Genomic DNA, 15,013 nt, shown 5'->3' on the forward strand with positions numbered 1-15,013 from the left:
CCAGTTATTTACTCGCGCCCAGAAATTCTTTATCAAGAAGCGTAAATATTTCTCCCGTAGCAAAAATAAGCTAATCATTATTTTTAATGCATTGTTTTTACAGTGATAATTTTATTTCAGACGAAGGTCATTGAAAAATGATTAAAAAAATAAAATGTGAGATAAATGTTATGGAAATGACGGGCTGATAAGGTTTATCTTAAAGGAGAAGTGAGAGGGATCGTAAGGCTATATGGAAGCCTTGCCATAGACAGGAGGTATTATAGATGATCTATTTATGGACATTTCTTGCAATAAGTATACTTGCCGTGAGTGGCTATATCGGTCAGGTGATGGGGGCTTTTTCTGCGGTTTCTTCTTTTACGGGAATGGTTATCCTTGCCGCGCTGATTTATTTACTCAATGTATGGTTGCAGGATGGCGATGACATCGTTAGCGGATTATTGCTTTTTCTCGCACCGGCATGTGGGTTAATTATTCGCTTTATGGTGGGATACGGTAAGCGTTAGTCAGTACATACCCTTCATACTTCAAGTTGCTGATGTGTTGGCTACGGATTACTCGGCCCATCGATGGGCCTCGCCCTGACGGCCGTCGCACGCGACGTTCAAATCTGTTCCCGGCAGATTTGTCGTTCACCCCAGTCACATCGTTATCTATGCTCCTGGGGACTCACTCCCTTGCCGCTTTTAAGCAACTCGAATTATTTTGGGTATACACGATGTCAGCGAATAGATAGCGCCGACAATGTCGGCGCTTCTGTTCCCCGGGAAGGCTAATCGTTTATTGCGCGTCCGCAAGCTGCAGTGAGTCCTGATTATGTAACGCATTCTGGCGCTGGCGTTCCAGTTCCAGCGCGCCGCGATGGGAGAGGTAACAGAATAGAATGCAGCACACGATGCCGCCCATCAGAAGATAAAATCCGCCGTACCAGCCCAGTTTATCCACCATTACACCAAACAGGCTGGTGCCCAACGAGGCGCCGAAAATATAGCTCATGAACCCACGTAAACCGACGGCGGAACCTACGGCAAAGCTGGGGACTATCTCCATTGTCTGTACGGACGCGAGGAACTGCGGGACGTAAATCAGACAACCTACAATGGCGGCGAAAATCGTTACCATCAGCAAAGATTCACTTTTCCAGTATCCGATCAGACAGACAAAAATCAGCGCCATGCAAATCATGGCTAACGGCATTCTGCGGCCCTTAAACAGTTTATCTGACAGCCAGCCTGCCAGTAGCGTAGAGGGAATTGCCGCCCACTCGAAAAAGAGAAACGCGACGCTCATCTGTTCTTTTGAAAAGTGTTTTACTGTCAACAGATAGATAGGCAACCAGCTAATCATGCCAAACCGCACCATATAGACGAAGACATCCACCAGCGAAATATACCAGGCATTTTTATTGCGCAGCACATAAGTACAGAAGATTTGCCATGCGCTCATATTTTCCGGCGCTTTTGCCGTATTCTTCGTTTTCAGTACGACTTTTTCTTCCGGCATCATCTGTTCCAGGGAGGGAAGACCTTCTTCGCGCGGCGAACCTTTTCCCAAGACCAGAACAATTAAGGCAAAAATGACGGCGACGCAGGCCGGAACGATATAACTGGCGCTTTGCCAGTGTTCGCTGCCCAATATCGCAAAAGCCGCACCGACGATAGGCGCGACGATCCCGCCGCCAACGTTATGCGAGATATTCCAGAAGGCGCCTACGCGTCCGCGTTCCCGACGAGGGAACCAGTTTGCAATGGTAATAAACGAGGGGCCGACGCCCATGCCCTGAAAAAGGCCATTGAAGACCACCAGAGCGGCAAATATCCAGAATGCGCTACTGAATCCCAGCCCAACGTTAACAATCGCGCAGAGTACCAGACCGCACGCCATGAAGACTTTTGGGCTGGCTTTATCCGCCAGACTGCTCATTACGCCTTTACTGATTCCGTAAGCAATAAGCATACAGCTACTCAGCAGGCCGATTTGCGTAGCGCTGAGATCCAATTGCTCTTTTAAATAAGGCGTCGATAATGTGAAGTTGTTTCTGACTATATAGTAAGCGAGATATCCCAGAAATACGCTTAACAATGCCTGTATACGATATCGACCATACGTAGCCTGGACTTTTTCCGGTGGGACTTTATGCGCCGATTTCCCTGTTTTTAATATTGTTAACATGGAGTCACCTGTATTTTATAGTGAGATGAACATCAGGAGGTTTTGTCGGTAGAGTGAAAGGAGTGACAATAAAAATCAAGTCGAAGAAATGTGTCAAAATTGACTCAATTGGGTGAATTTAAAGGTTATTTTTGACCCATCCTGAAGGGGGTGTTGAAACTTTAATTATTGACATGACCGTTTTATCGTTAGCATGTGCGGATATTAACAAAATTGCTGCCAGTGATCTGATACGCTTTATTGATGTTTTCGAGCAACGGACCGGTTATTATTCAAATAACGCTGTTCTGGATGCCAACAGAAATAAAAGGGTAAGTTTTGTCTCAATATTTTCTTTATGTGATATCGATATTTATGAACGGGATCACAAATCGACTTTTCTCATGCTGTAGTCGTTTCGCCAGAGTGGGCGCTTTTACGCTATGGCTGGCGGCGATGTTCGGTTCTTGCCAGGCGTACAGCCGCGAGCTGGTGATGGCAACGACCTTTTCACCCAGCGCGACCGCCTGGATTATCCAGCGCTGGCAGACGGAGCCGGGTTCCGTCATGATTCGTACGCTCAACCGTACCAGCGGTTCTTTAGAGCAATTACTTGATACGGCGAATGCGGAAAATGTCGATCTGATCCTGACGTCATCCCCCATGCTGTTGCAACACCTTCAGGAGCACCAAAAGCTGGCGCTATTGGATAGCGCGCCTGCCGCCAGCCAGAAGCTGGTGCCGCGTTCTATCCGCTCAACTTCAGTGGCGGTAGCGGTATCCGGATTTGGGCTATTGATCAATCGTTCAGCGCTCGCTGCGCGCCATCTTCCGCCGCCTGCCGACTGGCAGGATATGGGCCTGCCCAGTTACCAGGGCGCTCTATTAATGAGCAGTCCGTCACGCTCAGACACGAATCATTTGATGGTGGAGTCGCTGTTGCAGCAAAAAGGCTGGACGGCAGGATGGGCAACGCTGCTGGCAATCTCGGGTAATCTGGTCACGATTTCCTCTCGCAGTTTCGGCGTAGCGGATAAAATTAAAAGCGGGCTTGGCGTTGCCGGGCCGGTCATTGATAACTATGCTAATTTGCTACTTAACGATCCTAATCTTGCTTTTACCTATTTCCCATATTCTGCGGTGTCGCCCACTTACGTCGCGGTGTTGAAAAACAGCCGTCATGCAGACGAAGCGCGTGCTTTTATTCATTACTTATTAAGTCCGAAAGGGCAAAGGATACTGGCTGACGCGAATACCGGTAAGTATCCCGTCGCACCGCTTAGCGCCGATAATCCTCGCGCCGCGCAACAACAGCGTTTGATGGCCCAGCCGCCGTTGAACTATCGTCTGATCCTGAAGCGTCAGCAACTGGTACAACGCATGTTTGATACCGCGATCAGTTTTCGTCTCGCGCAGCTTAAAGATGCATGGCGAGCGTTGCACAGCGCAGAAACGCGGCTTAAACGCCCCTTACCTGAAATCAGAGCTTTATTGACCAGCGTCCCGGTGGATGCGGCAAGCAGTGAGGATGAAACCTGGCTGGCGCAGTTTGATAATAAAAGCTTTGCCGAACAAAAAATGATGGAGTGGCAGATCTGGTTTCTGAACAATCAGCGGCTGGCGATTCACAAACTGGAAGAGCTGAAATGAAGGGGAGATTATTGCAACGGCTTCGTCAGCTCAGTATCAGCAACAGTTTACGGGGCGCATTTTTAACGGGCGCATTACTGACGCTGATTGTCAGTATGGTCAGCCTTTATTCCTGGCATGAGCAAAGTTCGCAGGTTCGCTATTCGCTTGATGAATATTTTCCTCGCATCCACTCCGCTTTTTTAATTGAGGGGAACCTGAATCTGGCCGTGGATCAACTCAATGAATTTTTGCTGGCGCCGAACACGACGGTACGTTTGCAGTTACGTACGCAGATTATTCAGCATCTGGATAAGATTGAGCATCTCAGTCAGGGGCTTCAGCTTGCTGAGCGCCGGCAACTGGCCGTCATTTTACAGGATAGCCGGACCTTGCTGGCGGAACTGGACAACGCCCTCTACAACATGTTTTTGGTGCGGGAGAAAGTTAGCGAGCTTTCCGCTCGCATTGACTGGCTCCATGATGATTTCACCACGGAGCTAAATTCGCTGGTACAGGATTTTACCTGGCAGCAGGGGACGCTACTCGATCAAATTGAGGCGAATCAGGGCGACGCGGCGCAGTACTTGCAACGTTCGCGCGAGGTGCAGAACGAGCAGCAGCAGGTATATACCCTGGCGCGAATTGAAAATCAGATTGTTGATGACCTGCGCGACAGATTGAATGAGCTCAAGTCCGGCAATAATGACGGGATGCTGGTGGAGACCCATATTCGCTATCTGGAAAACCTAAAAAAAACGGCGGATGAGAATATTCGTGCGCTGGATGACTGGCCCAGTACGATCACGCTGCGGCAAACCATAGACGAACTATTGGAAATCGGGATGGTAAAAAATAAGATGCCCGATACCATGCGCGATTATGTTGCGGCGCAAAAAGCCTTACTGGACGCCAGCCGCGCCAGAGAGGCTACGCTAGGGCGCTTTCGCACGCTGCTTGAGGCGCAGTTAGGTAGTAGTCACCAGCAAATGCAGACGTTCAATCAACGCCTGGAACAGATTGTTCGCGTTAGCGGCGGGCTTATTTTAGTGGCGACGCTCCTGGCGTTGCTGCTGGCCTGGGGACTCAACCACTATTTTATCCGTTCCCGGCTGGTGAAGCGTTTTACCGCGCTTAATCAGGCTGTGGTACAGATAGGGCTGGGGAGAACCGACTCGACTATCCCGGTTTACGGGCGCGATGAGCTAGGACGGATAGCCCGTTTGCTACGTCATACGCTGGGCCAGCTCAATATGCAACGCAGGCAGCTTGAACAAGAGGTCGCCGAGCGCAAAGAGATAGAAGCCGACCTGCGCGCCATGCAGGATGAGTTGATTCAGACGGCGAAACTGGCGGTAGTCGGCCAGACCATGACCACGCTGGCGCATGAAATTAACCAGCCGCTGAATGCGCTTTCAATGTATTTATTTACGGCGGGACGCGCGATTGAACAAGGTCAGAGCGGACAGGCGAGAAATACGCTCACCAAAGCGGAAGGGCTCATTAACCGGATTGACGCCATCATCCGTTCGCTGCGGCAGTTTACCCGCCGGGCGGAGCTGGAAACGCCATTGTATCCCGTTGATCTGCGCCAAACTTTCGTGGCGGCATGGGAGTTATTAGCCATGCGCCACCAATCCCGGCAGGGAGCGCTTTCACTGCCAACCGACACCGTATGGGTTAGCGGCGATGAAGTGCGTATTCAGCAGGTTCTGGTGAATGTGCTGGCGAATGCGCTTGACGCCTGTTCGCATGATGCGGCGATCGCGGTGACGTGGCAGACTCAGGGAGAGGCGCTGGAGGTTTATATTGCAGATAACGGCCCTGGCTGGCCTGTGGCGCTGTTGCCCTCTTTACTCAAGCCGTTTACCACCAGTAAAGCTGTCGGGTTGGGTATTGGGCTGTCGATTAGCGTGTCGCTGATGGCGCAAATGAAGGGCGACCTGCGTCTGGCGTCGACGCTGACGCGTAACGCTTGCGTGGTGCTGCAATTCTCGGTAACGGATGTCGATGATGTTGAATGATGAATGTTCTATTTTGCTGATTGATGATGACGTTGATGTACTTGACGCCTATACCCAAATGCTTGAGCAGGCAGGCTACCGCGTGCGTGGCTTTACCCATCCTTTCGAGGCCAAAGAGTGGGTAAAAGCGGATTGGGAGGGGATCGTTTTGAGCGATGTGTGTATGCCGGGGTGTTCCGGTATCGATCTTATGACGCTGTTTCATCAGGATGACGATCAACTGCCAATCTTATTGATTACCGGACATGGCGATGTACCGATGGCGGTTGATGCGGTGAAAAAGGGCGCCTGGGATTTTCTGCAAAAACCCGTCGATCCGGGCAAGCTGTTGATATTAATTGAAGACGCGCTACGCCAGCGCCGGTCGGTCATTGCACGGCGGCAATATTGCCAGCAGACGTTACAGGTTGAACTGATTGGGCGCAGCGAGTGGATGAATCAGTTTCGACAACGGTTACAACAACTGGCGGAAACGGACATTGCCGTATGGTTTTACGGTGAGCATGGCACTGGACGTATGACTGGCGCCCGTTATCTCCATCAACTGGGGCGTAACGCGAAAGGGCCGTTTGTACGCTATGAACTTACGCCGGAGAATGCCGGGCAGTTGGAGACATTCATCGACCAGGCGCAAGGAGGCACGCTGGTGTTGAGTCATCCCGAATATCTGACACGCGAACAGCAGCACCATCTGGCGCGTTTACAAAGCCTGGAGCATCGGCCTTTTCGTTTGGTGGGCGTTGGCAGCGCTTCGCTGGTGGAGCAGGCGGCAGCTAACCAGATTGCGGCCGAGCTTTACTACTGTTTCGCCATGACCCAAATCGCCTGCCAGTCTCTTTCTCAGCGACCGGATGATATCGAGCCGTTATTTCGCCATTATCTTCGAAAAGCCTGCCTGCGACTCAATCATCCAGTGCCGGAAATAGCGGGGGAATTACTGAAAGGAATAATGCGACGCGCCTGGCCAAGCAATGTGCGCGAACTGGCTAATGCGGCAGAGCTTTTTGCTGTTGGCGTGCTGCCGCTGGCGGAAACGGTCAACCCGCAGTTGCTTCTTCAGGAGCCGAGCCCGCTTGACCGGCGCGTTGAAGAGTATGAGCGACAAATTATTACCGAAGCATTAAATATTCATCAGGGACGAATTAATGAAGTGGCGGAGTACTTGCAAATTCCCCGTAAAAAACTTTATCTGCGCATGAAAAAATATGGTCTAAGTAAAGAGCATTATAAATTCTGATATTACAGTTACTTTCAATCTGGCTGACAACAACAGCAACGATGTCGTTAGCCAGATAACGTCGCATCACCGTAATGGTAAATCATTCCATTATGATTATAGATTGCTTATTATTCACCTGAGCATCAAATTCTATTTCTTAACTTCAATATAAGGTAAAAATGCGTCAAGTTCTCTGGCGTAATAAATGTACTCTTGTCCGACGATTTGACAAGATGAAAACTTCATCACCTCTCCAGATTACATCTGAATATGAGGACAAGAGAAATGAAAAAACATGCTATTGCAGTAATGATGATCGCCGTATTTTCTGAGTCGGTTTATGCGGAGTCTACCTTATTTATTCCGGACGTCTCTCCTGATAGCGTCACGACATCCCTTTCCGTGGGAGTGTTAAATGGTAAATCCAGGGAGCTGGTTTATGATACCGACACCGGGCGGAAGATTAGTCAACTGGACTGGAAAATAAAAAATGTCGCCACGTTGCAGGGGGATTTATCATGGGAACCCTATTCGTTCATGACGCTGGACGCCCGCGGCTGGACGTCTTTGGCATCGGGATCGGGTCATATGGTTGACCATGACTGGATGAGCAGTGAGCAGCCAGGCTGGACCGATCGTTCAATTCATCCGGACACCAGCGCCAACTATGCTAATGAATACGATTTGAATGTGAAAGGTTGGTTATTGCAGGGCGATAACTACAAGGCGGGCGTGACAGCGGGCTATCAGGAAACCCGTTTTAGCTGGACGGCAAGAGGCGGGTCTTATATTTATGATAATGGTCGGTATATTGGTAATTTTCCTCATGGCGTGCGCGGCATAGGTTATAGCCAGCGTTTCGAAATGCCCTATATCGGGCTGGCGGGTGATTATCGTATTAATGACTTTGAGTGTAATGTACTGTTTAAATACAGCGACTGGGTAAATGCGCATGATAATGACGAACACTACATGCGCAAACTTACCTTCCGTGAAAAAACGGAAAATTCACGATATTATGGCGCTTCTATTGACGCCGGATATTATATTACCAGTAATGCAAAAATCTTTGCTGAGTTCGCTTACAGTAAATATGAAGAAGGTAAGGGCGGTACGCAAATCATAGATAAAACCAGCGGTGATACGGCGTATTTTGGTGGCGATGCCGCAGGTATAGCTAATAATAACTATACGGTTACCGCGGGGTTGCAGTACCGCTTCTAGACCACATCAGGATGTCATCGGTCATAACCGGCCGATGACGACTTTTTGCTGAACGTATGGCATGTCCGGTGATATTGCATAGGGGCAATAAAAGCAACATGAAAGGGGAACCGCTCGAAAGGTTATGCAGCAAGAAGAGAATGTCCTGGGTATCAATGGTGTCCCCTGCAGACACCTAATGAATGTCGTAAGTACAGGGGATTTATGATGAATTACAGAAGTGAAGAATTTTATGCCCGCATTTATGCCCGCAAAGGCAATTCATGAGACATTTTGAATGGGTGAGAAGTGGCTGCGTTTCCAGTTTTGATAGTCGGCATAAACCCATCTGGATGCGCTACCGATTTTGTGAGGGACAGGCAACCGGCCTTTCTTAATTTCTGAGTAAATGAAGGTCTTGCCCATGCCAGAATCCTTCATCATGAACTTTAAGTCAACAAGTGAGTCGTCGCGTAATTCGCGCATAGGTTTTATCTCCGGTTTGGGGATCTAACTTGGATGGAAGGGATATCTTGAGAAATGAACAGGCCTCATCGAGTGTGAGGCTGTGTGATTCCATGGTTACTCCGGATAAAAGAAAACCTCGACTGTGCGAGGTTTGTTAGTTGCGCTCTGCTGGGGATTTAGCCATTACTCATCTTCCGCTTTAGCTTGATAATCTGACCTTCAAGTTTCTTCCGCTTCTCCCGCTCAACTATCAGACGCTTTTTGTAATTACCAAGCCTGCGCTGGTACAACTCCTTGGCATTAACCGCATTGGTGATTTCAGACTTCTGAGCTTTAACAAGTCGTTCGAGTCGGGATATCTCCTGACGCATTGAGTCTCGTAACTCAACGCCTTTTTCGATGGTGGACTCAAGCTGCTCTGTGTATGTTCGAATTACTGAGGTATTCACTACTTCACCTCCTGCTGCGGCGGTTCTGGTAGCAGCATCCAGTGGGTTACTTTCGATGCCGGTTCTTCCACATCGTCAGTAACTGCCCACCATTTGTTTCTCGACCAATCGTAATACCCTTCGAAGGTATCGCACTCAGTCCAGCCGTAAGACTTCCCCCAACACCAAACATAGTCTTTATCGTTCGGCATTCGCTCACTACAGCTTATCCAGCCATCCGGAGTTACCGGAGAGTTGCCAGTTAGAGGCATATATTTCACTCCCCACGTTTCAGACGGGTTATTATTGCCCAACATAAATAGCGGAGCGTCAGGATCGCGTTTGTCGTCGCTGTTGTAGTCACTACGCAACCAGCCGATTACCTGCAACTCATCACGATTACTTACAGGTTGGCTACCCTGAAGCATGGCAGCACGACAGGCGTTCCATCCCATTTTGTACGCCTGGCCAATAGTCGTTACACAATCTGCGCTCTCAAGAGCAGAAATGGCCTGCCGAACACTGATGGACTCTGGCACAACCGGCTCCGGCGCAGCCTCCAGCGCTGCCAGCGCGATACGCGCCAGCTCTAATTCATCGTTCAGACCATCACGAATAGATGTAAATGCACTCTGCGTAATGGCAAATTCCAATTCTTTCACTTTCCGGCGTGCGCGTTCGTGTAGCTGTTCTCTGGTAATAGTGGTCATGGGTTAGTCCTTAAACTGCCAATTGCAGTTGCATATTGAACCGGTCACGCTTTTCGCAATACGCGAGAGAACCGGGGCTGTTATACGATTCAATGCGCTCAACCATTAATGCGGCGCGGGTTTCCTTTGAAGCTGGCGCGTAAGCACCAGACCATGCTTTGTCTATTCCGATGTTACGGGCGACGTTCGTGCTGTCCGCGCTGGCTAATGGTAGCTTTGTGAAAATTAGCGGGTTCAACATCCTCAATCCATGCAACTTCGTGACCGGCATTCCATGAACGTCAATAATGTGGCGAATCAGGTCTTTCATTCTGGCAACAGCAAGGTTTGGGCGCTTAACGTCATAGTCTCCACAACTTCCTATCGCTACACGCGGATATTCGTTACACAACCTGATAAACCGCTCGTCACTCTCGTTCATATGCCATACTGGGACACCAAAAAATTCCCCGTGCGGCCATTCATCCAGAAGGGCTTCATTCTCATCCTCTCCGCCGTCGATGACGTCCGGGATGATGGCAAAATCGAATCCAGGGTGATTTTTCCAGCGCGCCACAAATTCGTAATAATCGCTCCAGTCGATTTTGTTTTTACCGGCTGCTTTCCATGCAGTGAATGCGCCGTTGTCCAGCGCGAATGACTGGCAGTATTCAGCCGCGAGGTTAATTTGTCCGGAATGCGCGAAACTGATAAACGCATGGCGTCCTTTCCATGCCTTCATAGCACACGTATCAGGGGTAATAGGTCCGCCATGATAGTGAATCATCACGACTCCTTAACCTTGATGCCAGCGGCGCGTATTTCGTGTATCGCATTGTCATTACCAGCACACCAACCCTCGGCGTAATCCCGGCTGAATCCGCTCAGGTGCATGACCTCACCAACGCTGCGTTTTGGTAAGTTGACAGCCCGCGCCTCCAGTTCACGAACCTTGCATTGGAGATCAAAGGATTTTTCGCTGTAAACATGGCGTAACTGTTCTTTGTCCCACAGGTCAGACTCAAGTTTTTTGACCTTCTCACGCAGCAGCTCGTTGAGTTCTTCAAGCTCACTAATACGCAGCGCCTGTTTGTCGATTGTCATGCTGTACCCCCAAAAATCCATTGGTTACCTGCGTGCGCCTGGAATTTGCAGGACGTGTCAGGCATAACCAACTCATGAACCACTTCGCCTGTTTCAACAAAGTAGTAGTTGCTGTCTGTAACGTTGTTGATGAAGAATGCCTCGCGCTCGCGCCATGACATCTCACCGAGAATACGCTGCACCTTTTTGGTGACTGGTCGGTAATCAGGTTCTATGCCAGCCAGTTTTGCCGCCGCGTAGTTGTGGTGGCCATCCATCAGGATGGTGTATTGCTGCCCACGCAGAACTATCGGGTAAACAGATACGATAAAACGCTTAAATCTTGCCGCTCTGTCGTTTACCTTTGCCTTGTCGAGGTAGCGCTGACTGCTGATAAGCTGACCTTTAATAATGCTCATGCTGCACCGCCTTTGCGAAGTTGGCCTGTGTTATTGATGCGGCTAAAATAGAATCCGAATAATTTCTTCCATGGCTTAACTACAGCGTCCCTGATTGAATTTGGGTTAAAGCCAGCCTCAATAGCCTGTTTGCTATCAAAGAACACATACCCAAAACCTTCCTCATTCTCTGCACAAACTGGGCCTTTATACGAACCGTGCTTTCTTCCTCCGGCTAACCCAGTTCTATATGCGTGCTGAGTGTTACCCGCTATCGTTGTCCACTCAAGGTTTGATGCATCATTGTTTTGTTTGTTGCCGTCTTTATGGTTAATTACGTGCTCATCAGATGGCTTAGGCCCGATGAAGTTTTCAGCAACTAATCGGTGGATGTTCACGCCTTTCAGTTCCCCTTCAAGCTCCAGCCTAACGAACAAATACTGATTTCTGTTCTTGCCGCGCATAGAAGGGTTTAACTGTCTTAGCTTGCCAGAAGCCATTGAGAAAATTAGCCCCTTTGAGGAAATGAAATAGCGATACTTAAAACCAAAAATCTCTTTCACATCACCAAATAAATCAGCCAGCGCCGCGTATTTAGCCTCAAGCTCCGCATAATCAGACGCCAGAACCATGTCAACGCAGAACGATTCAGACTGTACCGGTGGAGATAAATCAGATGGGGACGCGGTGTAAATTTTTACCTCTTGCATTTATCTTTCCTCAGTATCGCATTCAAATATTTATTCTCGTTAATAGAAGGGAATGAATTGCGCTGCAATAATTCTTCGCGTGTAGGCATTGGTTTAATTTTGTGCCTAATAATAAGTTCGGCTGGTAGAATGTCGGGATTGTATGCAAGTCCTCTCATCGTAAATTCCTCAGTCATTACTTATTGCGCCATAACGTGAGCGGTAATTACGCAGGCGCGGGTCGATTTCAATGAATTTTGTATATGTTGCTTTGCGGAATGGTCGGATGGATGTCTGGTAAATTCGCTCGCGTTCTTCTTTTTCTGCAAGCCATATACAGTGACGAAATTCCTTTTCCTCTTTCGTTTCCTGCGGTAGTGACATTATCAGGTCGTAGTTTCTTCTGAATTTATCCAGCACCTCTGAGACGGATTTGCCGGAACAGCGACGCGGGTCGTCCGCACCATATAGAGGCGCTGGCATAATTTACTCCATGGTAGGTTATCCGAATAATGTGGTAGGTATAGGGTTATTTCTTTCGTAAACGTGATAGCCTGCTTTTTACCGACTCTTCACTTCGCCCGATAATTTTTGCTACATTTCTTTGTGTATAGCCTGATGAGATAAGCGCCTGCATTCTTTTGTCTTCGTCTTCGCTCCATCTTGGCTTAACGAATGCCGTTTTTAATGACAGTTTTTTTGCTATGTAATAAAACTGATTTATGTTTAGGCCCAGATGTTCTGCTGCACGGCAAGCTACCATGCGACCGCAAACTGACTCCATCTCCGCTGGAGTTATGTTTAATCTTCTCATTAAGCCACCTGTTTAAGCTCATTTATTCTGATATTCATTACCTGAACGCATTTAGCCTGCGCCTCCTCGTTACCATCCATTAATTGCCAGTCGTGCTGGTATCTCTCAATTAGCTTTTTCTTGTCAGTTTCTGTTGCTGCATATTCACTGAAGTCTTTCAGGATTTGCTCGCAGTCAACCGATGGTGATTTCTGGTTGGTATTTTCTGGTAATGGTTGATTGCCTGATGCTGGCATGGCCCATCCCGGCAGCGATGGAGGGAGCCAGTAAAATCCTGTTCCATCCTTCAGTTTGGCCCTGTGCCATCCTTGTTTCTTATCACTGGATATCTGCGCAAAACCTTCCTCAAGGTTATACAGATACCGACCAATTCCCCACTGAACGGCAGCACGCTTCATTGCGCCGGAGCGGCCACCTTTGACGGCTTCTACCTGTGTGTTTTCAGCAGCATCCCATTTAGTTACCCATTCGGAATCAATCTTGATTGATATGCCGCATTCAACGCCACCGTTGTTGGGAATATCGCGGTATTCATTGCGCCATCCTGCTTTGCCGCAAACATCGTCCAGGCGTTTCATGATTGCCCTGTTTGTGACATAAGCCAGCACCAAAGCCCACACTTTGCCATCGCGTGTTTTACCGCTTTGCTGTATTCGCCACTCAATATCTTCAGCTGCGAACGGTTCATCTAACTGATCCAGATTCATGAGTAATACCCCGCAAATTCATCCCAGCTAATAACCGGATTCTGCCGTTCTGCGGCTAAGTTAATTTGCTGCTCCACTTCCTCATCAATTTCAGGAGAAATGAGAGCAATAAATTCTTCATCATCAAAATCATGCAACATGACGCGCCTCCCATTCTTCGTCCTGCCACTTATCCCAACCAAGAGCTATTCCGGCAGCCCATGTATACGCATCAGACATTCCCTGTTTTGTATCCGGAAATACTTTCTCATATAGCTTGTTGAACTCCCTGTTTCCTTGCTGAACAAGAATTGTTCCATTAACAGGCGTAATGGTCATGGCGTGGCACTCCTGGCTGATTAAGAATTTCACCGAGACGTTTCCATCCGGCCCGTAATTTTCTGGTTATACGCTCTAAAAGTGATTCATTAAGTTGGGCGATACCCATGACGGCACCGCCCGCGATAGCAAATGTCATCGTGGGATTCTCCATTTTTATTTATTGGCATAGCGAAAACGCCTCGATATGAAGCGCTGTGGATATGCGATAAAAAAGCCGCCCTGACTACGAGCGGCAAATAACATCAAGGGATGATTTTTCGATTAACCAGAACGAGTCGTCGTCCTCGTTTGGTTACGAGCGATATTGCTCGCAATGCGGAATCACAGAATCCGCATTAAGTGCATCACTCACACTCTACAAACTCACCATCTTCATCCAGTTGATACCAGGTATCCGGCATAATACCGTTCTCGCCAACCTTGCTGGCGCGGATATGAATTAACTCGCCATCTTCATCGCGATAGCAAAGTACAATTGCTCCGCCTTCAGATGCCCTGGCTTTTCCTTCTATTCCGAGTGATGCCGCTACGGATTGCGATCCAGACACTTCTGCTGCTGACCGGTTGCCAGTGTTGGTTGCTGCTGACCGTTTGCCAGTGTTGGTTGCTGCTGACCAGTCGCCAGTGTTGGTTGCTGCTGACTGGTAGCCAGTGTTGGTTGCTGCTGATCGGTTACCAGTGTTGGTTGCTGCTGACCGGTTACCAGTGTTGGTTGCTGCTGACCAGTCGCCAGTGTTGGTTGCTGCTGACCGGTTGCCAGTGTTGGTTGCTGCTGACTGGTTGCCAGTGTTAGTTGCCGCTGACCAGCTGCCACACATGATCTGCTGCTCAAGAGACTTATCTATCTTGCTCCAAATCCATTCGATACCACGTTGAATGAACTGAGGAAGCGTTAACTCATCCTTAATCGTTATGCTGGCGCTGGCGATTTTGGTGTCACCATCTTCTTCGCGGTTAGTAATACCGAAGGAGATGGTTTCTGCAAAGCGGCTGTCTGCAGGAGAGTAATAACTGAAAACATCGAAAGGACATTCACAGGCGTGGAATCCAGAAACGCAAGCCTCCACTTTTCCATCGTGATGGAAGGTCTTGCCAATTTCAAACTGAAAGTCACGGCACTTTAGGTCTTTGTTAAATCCCTTGAATGTCACAATTTCTTTGGTCATGTTGTTATTCCTTAAATTTTG

The 15,013-nt window shown here is 48.7% G+C and carries 21 protein-coding genes; 5 read left to right on the forward strand and 16 right to left on the reverse strand.

Features of this window, described 5'->3' with window-relative positions:
• Positions 1 to 266: 266 nt before the first annotated feature.
• Positions 267 to 509, forward strand: coding sequence for a YfdY family protein (locus J4650_RS09530; protein ID WP_000639889.1), 243 nt, complete (start codon positions 267 to 269; stop codon positions 507 to 509).
• A 274-nt stretch (positions 510 to 783) separates the two neighbouring features.
• Here the strand turns inward: J4650_RS09530 and pgtP are convergent, their stop codons facing one another.
• A complete protein-coding gene (gene pgtP / locus J4650_RS09535) occupies positions 784 to 2,175 on the reverse strand; it encodes a phosphoglycerate transporter PgtP (RefSeq protein WP_000955735.1) in 1,392 nt (463 codons plus the stop codon).
• A gap of 435 nt (positions 2,176 to 2,610) precedes the next feature.
• On the opposite strand from pgtP, the gene pgtC reads away from it, so the two are divergent.
• From pgtC to pgtE, 4 genes are all read left to right on the forward strand, one after another.
• The gene (gene pgtC, locus J4650_RS09540) at positions 2,611 to 3,804 is read left to right on the forward strand and encodes a phosphoglycerate transport regulator PgtC (RefSeq protein ID WP_000467983.1); all 1,194 of its coding nucleotides are present in this window, start codon (positions 2,611 to 2,613) and stop codon (positions 3,802 to 3,804) included.
• Positions 3,801 to 5,807: a two-component system sensor histidine kinase PgtB gene (gene pgtB / locus J4650_RS09545; protein ID WP_023993448.1), complete on the forward strand. Its 2,007-nt coding sequence runs from the start codon at positions 3,801 to 3,803 to the stop codon at positions 5,805 to 5,807. The genes pgtC and pgtB overlap by 4 nt, the downstream gene beginning before the upstream one ends.
• Positions 5,797 to 7,044, forward strand: a complete 1,248-nt coding sequence (gene pgtA, locus J4650_RS09550; RefSeq protein WP_000930842.1) for a two-component system response regulator PgtA — start codon at positions 5,797 to 5,799, stop codon at positions 7,042 to 7,044. The genes pgtB and pgtA overlap by 11 nt, the downstream gene beginning before the upstream one ends.
• 267 nt (positions 7,045 to 7,311) lie before the next feature.
• Positions 7,312 to 8,250, forward strand: a complete 939-nt coding sequence (gene pgtE / locus J4650_RS09555) for an omptin family outer membrane protease PgtE (protein WP_000716009.1) — start codon at positions 7,312 to 7,314, stop codon at positions 8,248 to 8,250.
• A 261-nt stretch (positions 8,251 to 8,511) separates the two neighbouring features.
• Here the strand turns inward: pgtE and J4650_RS09560 are convergent, their stop codons facing one another.
• The 15 genes from J4650_RS09560 to J4650_RS09630 all read right to left on the reverse strand — a co-directional run bounded on the left by J4650_RS09560 (position 8,512) and on the right by J4650_RS09630 (position 14,992).
• A complete protein-coding gene (locus J4650_RS09560; RefSeq protein ID WP_023993447.1) occupies positions 8,512 to 8,715 on the reverse strand; it encodes a transcriptional regulator in 204 nt (67 codons plus the stop codon).
• Between the two features lie 158 nt (positions 8,716 to 8,873).
• On the reverse strand, positions 8,874 to 9,146 hold the full coding sequence (locus J4650_RS09565; RefSeq protein WP_023993446.1) for a hypothetical protein: 273 nt from the start codon (positions 9,144 to 9,146) through the stop codon (positions 8,874 to 8,876).
• Positions 9,146 to 9,835 (reverse strand): DUF551 domain-containing protein, encoded by a 690-nt coding sequence (locus J4650_RS09570; protein WP_243763167.1) that lies wholly within the window; start codon positions 9,833 to 9,835, stop codon positions 9,146 to 9,148. The genes J4650_RS09565 and J4650_RS09570 overlap by 1 nt, the downstream gene beginning before the upstream one ends.
• A 10-nt stretch (positions 9,836 to 9,845) precedes the next feature.
• On the reverse strand, positions 9,846 to 10,601 hold the full coding sequence (locus J4650_RS09575; protein WP_000582224.1) for a hypothetical protein: 756 nt from the start codon (positions 10,599 to 10,601) through the stop codon (positions 9,846 to 9,848).
• On the reverse strand, positions 10,601 to 10,918 hold the full coding sequence (locus tag J4650_RS22815; RefSeq protein ID WP_023993444.1) for a hypothetical protein: 318 nt from the start codon (positions 10,916 to 10,918) through the stop codon (positions 10,601 to 10,603). The genes J4650_RS09575 and J4650_RS22815 overlap by 1 nt, the downstream gene beginning before the upstream one ends.
• Positions 10,915 to 11,316, reverse strand: coding sequence for a ParB/RepB/Spo0J family partition protein (locus tag J4650_RS09585; RefSeq protein WP_023993443.1), 402 nt, complete (start codon positions 11,314 to 11,316; stop codon positions 10,915 to 10,917). The genes J4650_RS22815 and J4650_RS09585 overlap by 4 nt, the downstream gene beginning before the upstream one ends.
• The gene (locus J4650_RS09590; RefSeq protein ID WP_023993442.1) at positions 11,313 to 12,005 is read right to left on the reverse strand and encodes an HNH endonuclease; all 693 of its coding nucleotides are present in this window, start codon (positions 12,003 to 12,005) and stop codon (positions 11,313 to 11,315) included. Before J4650_RS09590 ends, J4650_RS09585 begins: the two co-directional genes overlap by 4 nt.
• The gene (locus J4650_RS09595) at positions 11,993 to 12,163 is read right to left on the reverse strand and encodes a DUF2737 family protein (protein WP_023993441.1); all 171 of its coding nucleotides are present in this window, start codon (positions 12,161 to 12,163) and stop codon (positions 11,993 to 11,995) included. The genes J4650_RS09590 and J4650_RS09595 overlap by 13 nt, the downstream gene beginning before the upstream one ends.
• A 10-nt stretch (positions 12,164 to 12,173) precedes the next feature.
• Positions 12,174 to 12,467, reverse strand: a complete 294-nt coding sequence (locus J4650_RS09600; protein ID WP_023993440.1) for a phage anti-RecBCD protein — start codon at positions 12,465 to 12,467, stop codon at positions 12,174 to 12,176.
• Between the two features lie 46 nt (positions 12,468 to 12,513).
• The gene (locus J4650_RS09605) at positions 12,514 to 12,798 is read right to left on the reverse strand and encodes a hypothetical protein (protein WP_023993439.1); all 285 of its coding nucleotides are present in this window, start codon (positions 12,796 to 12,798) and stop codon (positions 12,514 to 12,516) included.
• The gene (locus tag J4650_RS09610; protein ID WP_023993438.1) at positions 12,798 to 13,505 is read right to left on the reverse strand and encodes a Rad52/Rad22 family DNA repair protein; all 708 of its coding nucleotides are present in this window, start codon (positions 13,503 to 13,505) and stop codon (positions 12,798 to 12,800) included. The genes J4650_RS09605 and J4650_RS09610 overlap by 1 nt, the downstream gene beginning before the upstream one ends.
• Positions 13,502 to 13,645, reverse strand: a complete 144-nt coding sequence (locus J4650_RS09615; protein WP_000902089.1) for a hypothetical protein — start codon at positions 13,643 to 13,645, stop codon at positions 13,502 to 13,504. The genes J4650_RS09610 and J4650_RS09615 overlap by 4 nt, the downstream gene beginning before the upstream one ends.
• Positions 13,635 to 13,823 (reverse strand): DUF5444 family protein, encoded by a 189-nt coding sequence (locus J4650_RS09620; protein ID WP_000156731.1) that lies wholly within the window; start codon positions 13,821 to 13,823, stop codon positions 13,635 to 13,637. The genes J4650_RS09615 and J4650_RS09620 overlap by 11 nt, the downstream gene beginning before the upstream one ends.
• Positions 13,804 to 13,962, reverse strand: coding sequence for a protease FtsH-inhibitory lysogeny factor CIII (locus J4650_RS09625; RefSeq protein ID WP_000141641.1), 159 nt, complete (start codon positions 13,960 to 13,962; stop codon positions 13,804 to 13,806). The genes J4650_RS09620 and J4650_RS09625 overlap by 20 nt, the downstream gene beginning before the upstream one ends.
• Positions 13,963 to 14,170: 208 nt before the next feature.
• Positions 14,171 to 14,992, reverse strand: coding sequence for a hypothetical protein (locus tag J4650_RS09630; protein WP_124234966.1), 822 nt, complete (start codon positions 14,990 to 14,992; stop codon positions 14,171 to 14,173).
• Positions 14,993 to 15,013 lie beyond the last annotated feature (21 nt).

The organism is Salmonella sp. 32120201201600049SM, assembly GCF_017572835.1.
GTDB classification, from domain to species: domain Bacteria; phylum Pseudomonadota; class Gammaproteobacteria; order Enterobacterales; family Enterobacteriaceae; genus Salmonella; species Salmonella enterica.

Excerpts from the sequence above, each read along its gene's own strand:
- J4650_RS09530 (WP_000639889.1), top strand. The coding sequence starts at position 267 with ATGATCTATTTATGGACATTTCTTGCAATAAGTATACTTGCCGTGAGT.
- pgtP (WP_000955735.1), bottom strand. The coding sequence starts at position 2,175 with ATGTTAACAATATTAAAAACAGGGAAATCGGCGCATAAAGTCCCACCG.
- J4650_RS09600 (WP_023993440.1), bottom strand. The coding sequence starts at position 12,467 with ATGCCAGCGCCTCTATATGGTGCGGACGACCCGCGTCGCTGTTCCGGC.
- J4650_RS09585 (WP_023993443.1), bottom strand. The coding sequence starts at position 11,316 with ATGAGCATTATTAAAGGTCAGCTTATCAGCAGTCAGCGCTACCTCGAC.
- J4650_RS09570 (WP_243763167.1), bottom strand. The coding sequence starts at position 9,835 with ATGACCACTATTACCAGAGAACAGCTACACGAACGCGCACGCCGGAAA.
- pgtB (WP_023993448.1), top strand. The coding sequence starts at position 3,801 with ATGAAGGGGAGATTATTGCAACGGCTTCGTCAGCTCAGTATCAGCAAC.
- pgtC (WP_000467983.1), top strand. The coding sequence starts at position 2,611 with ATGTTCGGTTCTTGCCAGGCGTACAGCCGCGAGCTGGTGATGGCAACG.
- pgtE (WP_000716009.1), top strand. The coding sequence starts at position 7,312 with ATGAAAAAACATGCTATTGCAGTAATGATGATCGCCGTATTTTCTGAG.
- J4650_RS09595 (WP_023993441.1), bottom strand. The coding sequence starts at position 12,163 with ATGAGAGGACTTGCATACAATCCCGACATTCTACCAGCCGAACTTATT.
- J4650_RS09575 (WP_000582224.1), bottom strand. The coding sequence starts at position 10,601 with ATGATTCACTATCATGGCGGACCTATTACCCCTGATACGTGTGCTATG.
- J4650_RS22815 (WP_023993444.1), bottom strand. The coding sequence starts at position 10,918 with ATGACAATCGACAAACAGGCGCTGCGTATTAGTGAGCTTGAAGAACTC.
- J4650_RS09615 (WP_000902089.1), bottom strand. The coding sequence starts at position 13,645 with ATGTTGCATGATTTTGATGATGAAGAATTTATTGCTCTCATTTCTCCT.
- J4650_RS09610 (WP_023993438.1), bottom strand. The coding sequence starts at position 13,505 with ATGAATCTGGATCAGTTAGATGAACCGTTCGCAGCTGAAGATATTGAG.
- J4650_RS09560 (WP_023993447.1), bottom strand. The coding sequence starts at position 8,715 with ATGCGCGAATTACGCGACGACTCACTTGTTGACTTAAAGTTCATGATG.
- pgtA (WP_000930842.1), top strand. The coding sequence starts at position 5,797 with ATGTTGAATGATGAATGTTCTATTTTGCTGATTGATGATGACGTTGAT.
- J4650_RS09590 (WP_023993442.1), bottom strand. The coding sequence starts at position 12,005 with ATGCAAGAGGTAAAAATTTACACCGCGTCCCCATCTGATTTATCTCCA.
- J4650_RS09620 (WP_000156731.1), bottom strand. The coding sequence starts at position 13,823 with ATGACCATTACGCCTGTTAATGGAACAATTCTTGTTCAGCAAGGAAAC.
- J4650_RS09630 (WP_124234966.1), bottom strand. The coding sequence starts at position 14,992 with ATGACCAAAGAAATTGTGACATTCAAGGGATTTAACAAAGACCTAAAG.
- J4650_RS09625 (WP_000141641.1), bottom strand. The coding sequence starts at position 13,962 with ATGACATTTGCTATCGCGGGCGGTGCCGTCATGGGTATCGCCCAACTT.
- J4650_RS09605 (WP_023993439.1), bottom strand. The coding sequence starts at position 12,798 with ATGAGAAGATTAAACATAACTCCAGCGGAGATGGAGTCAGTTTGCGGT.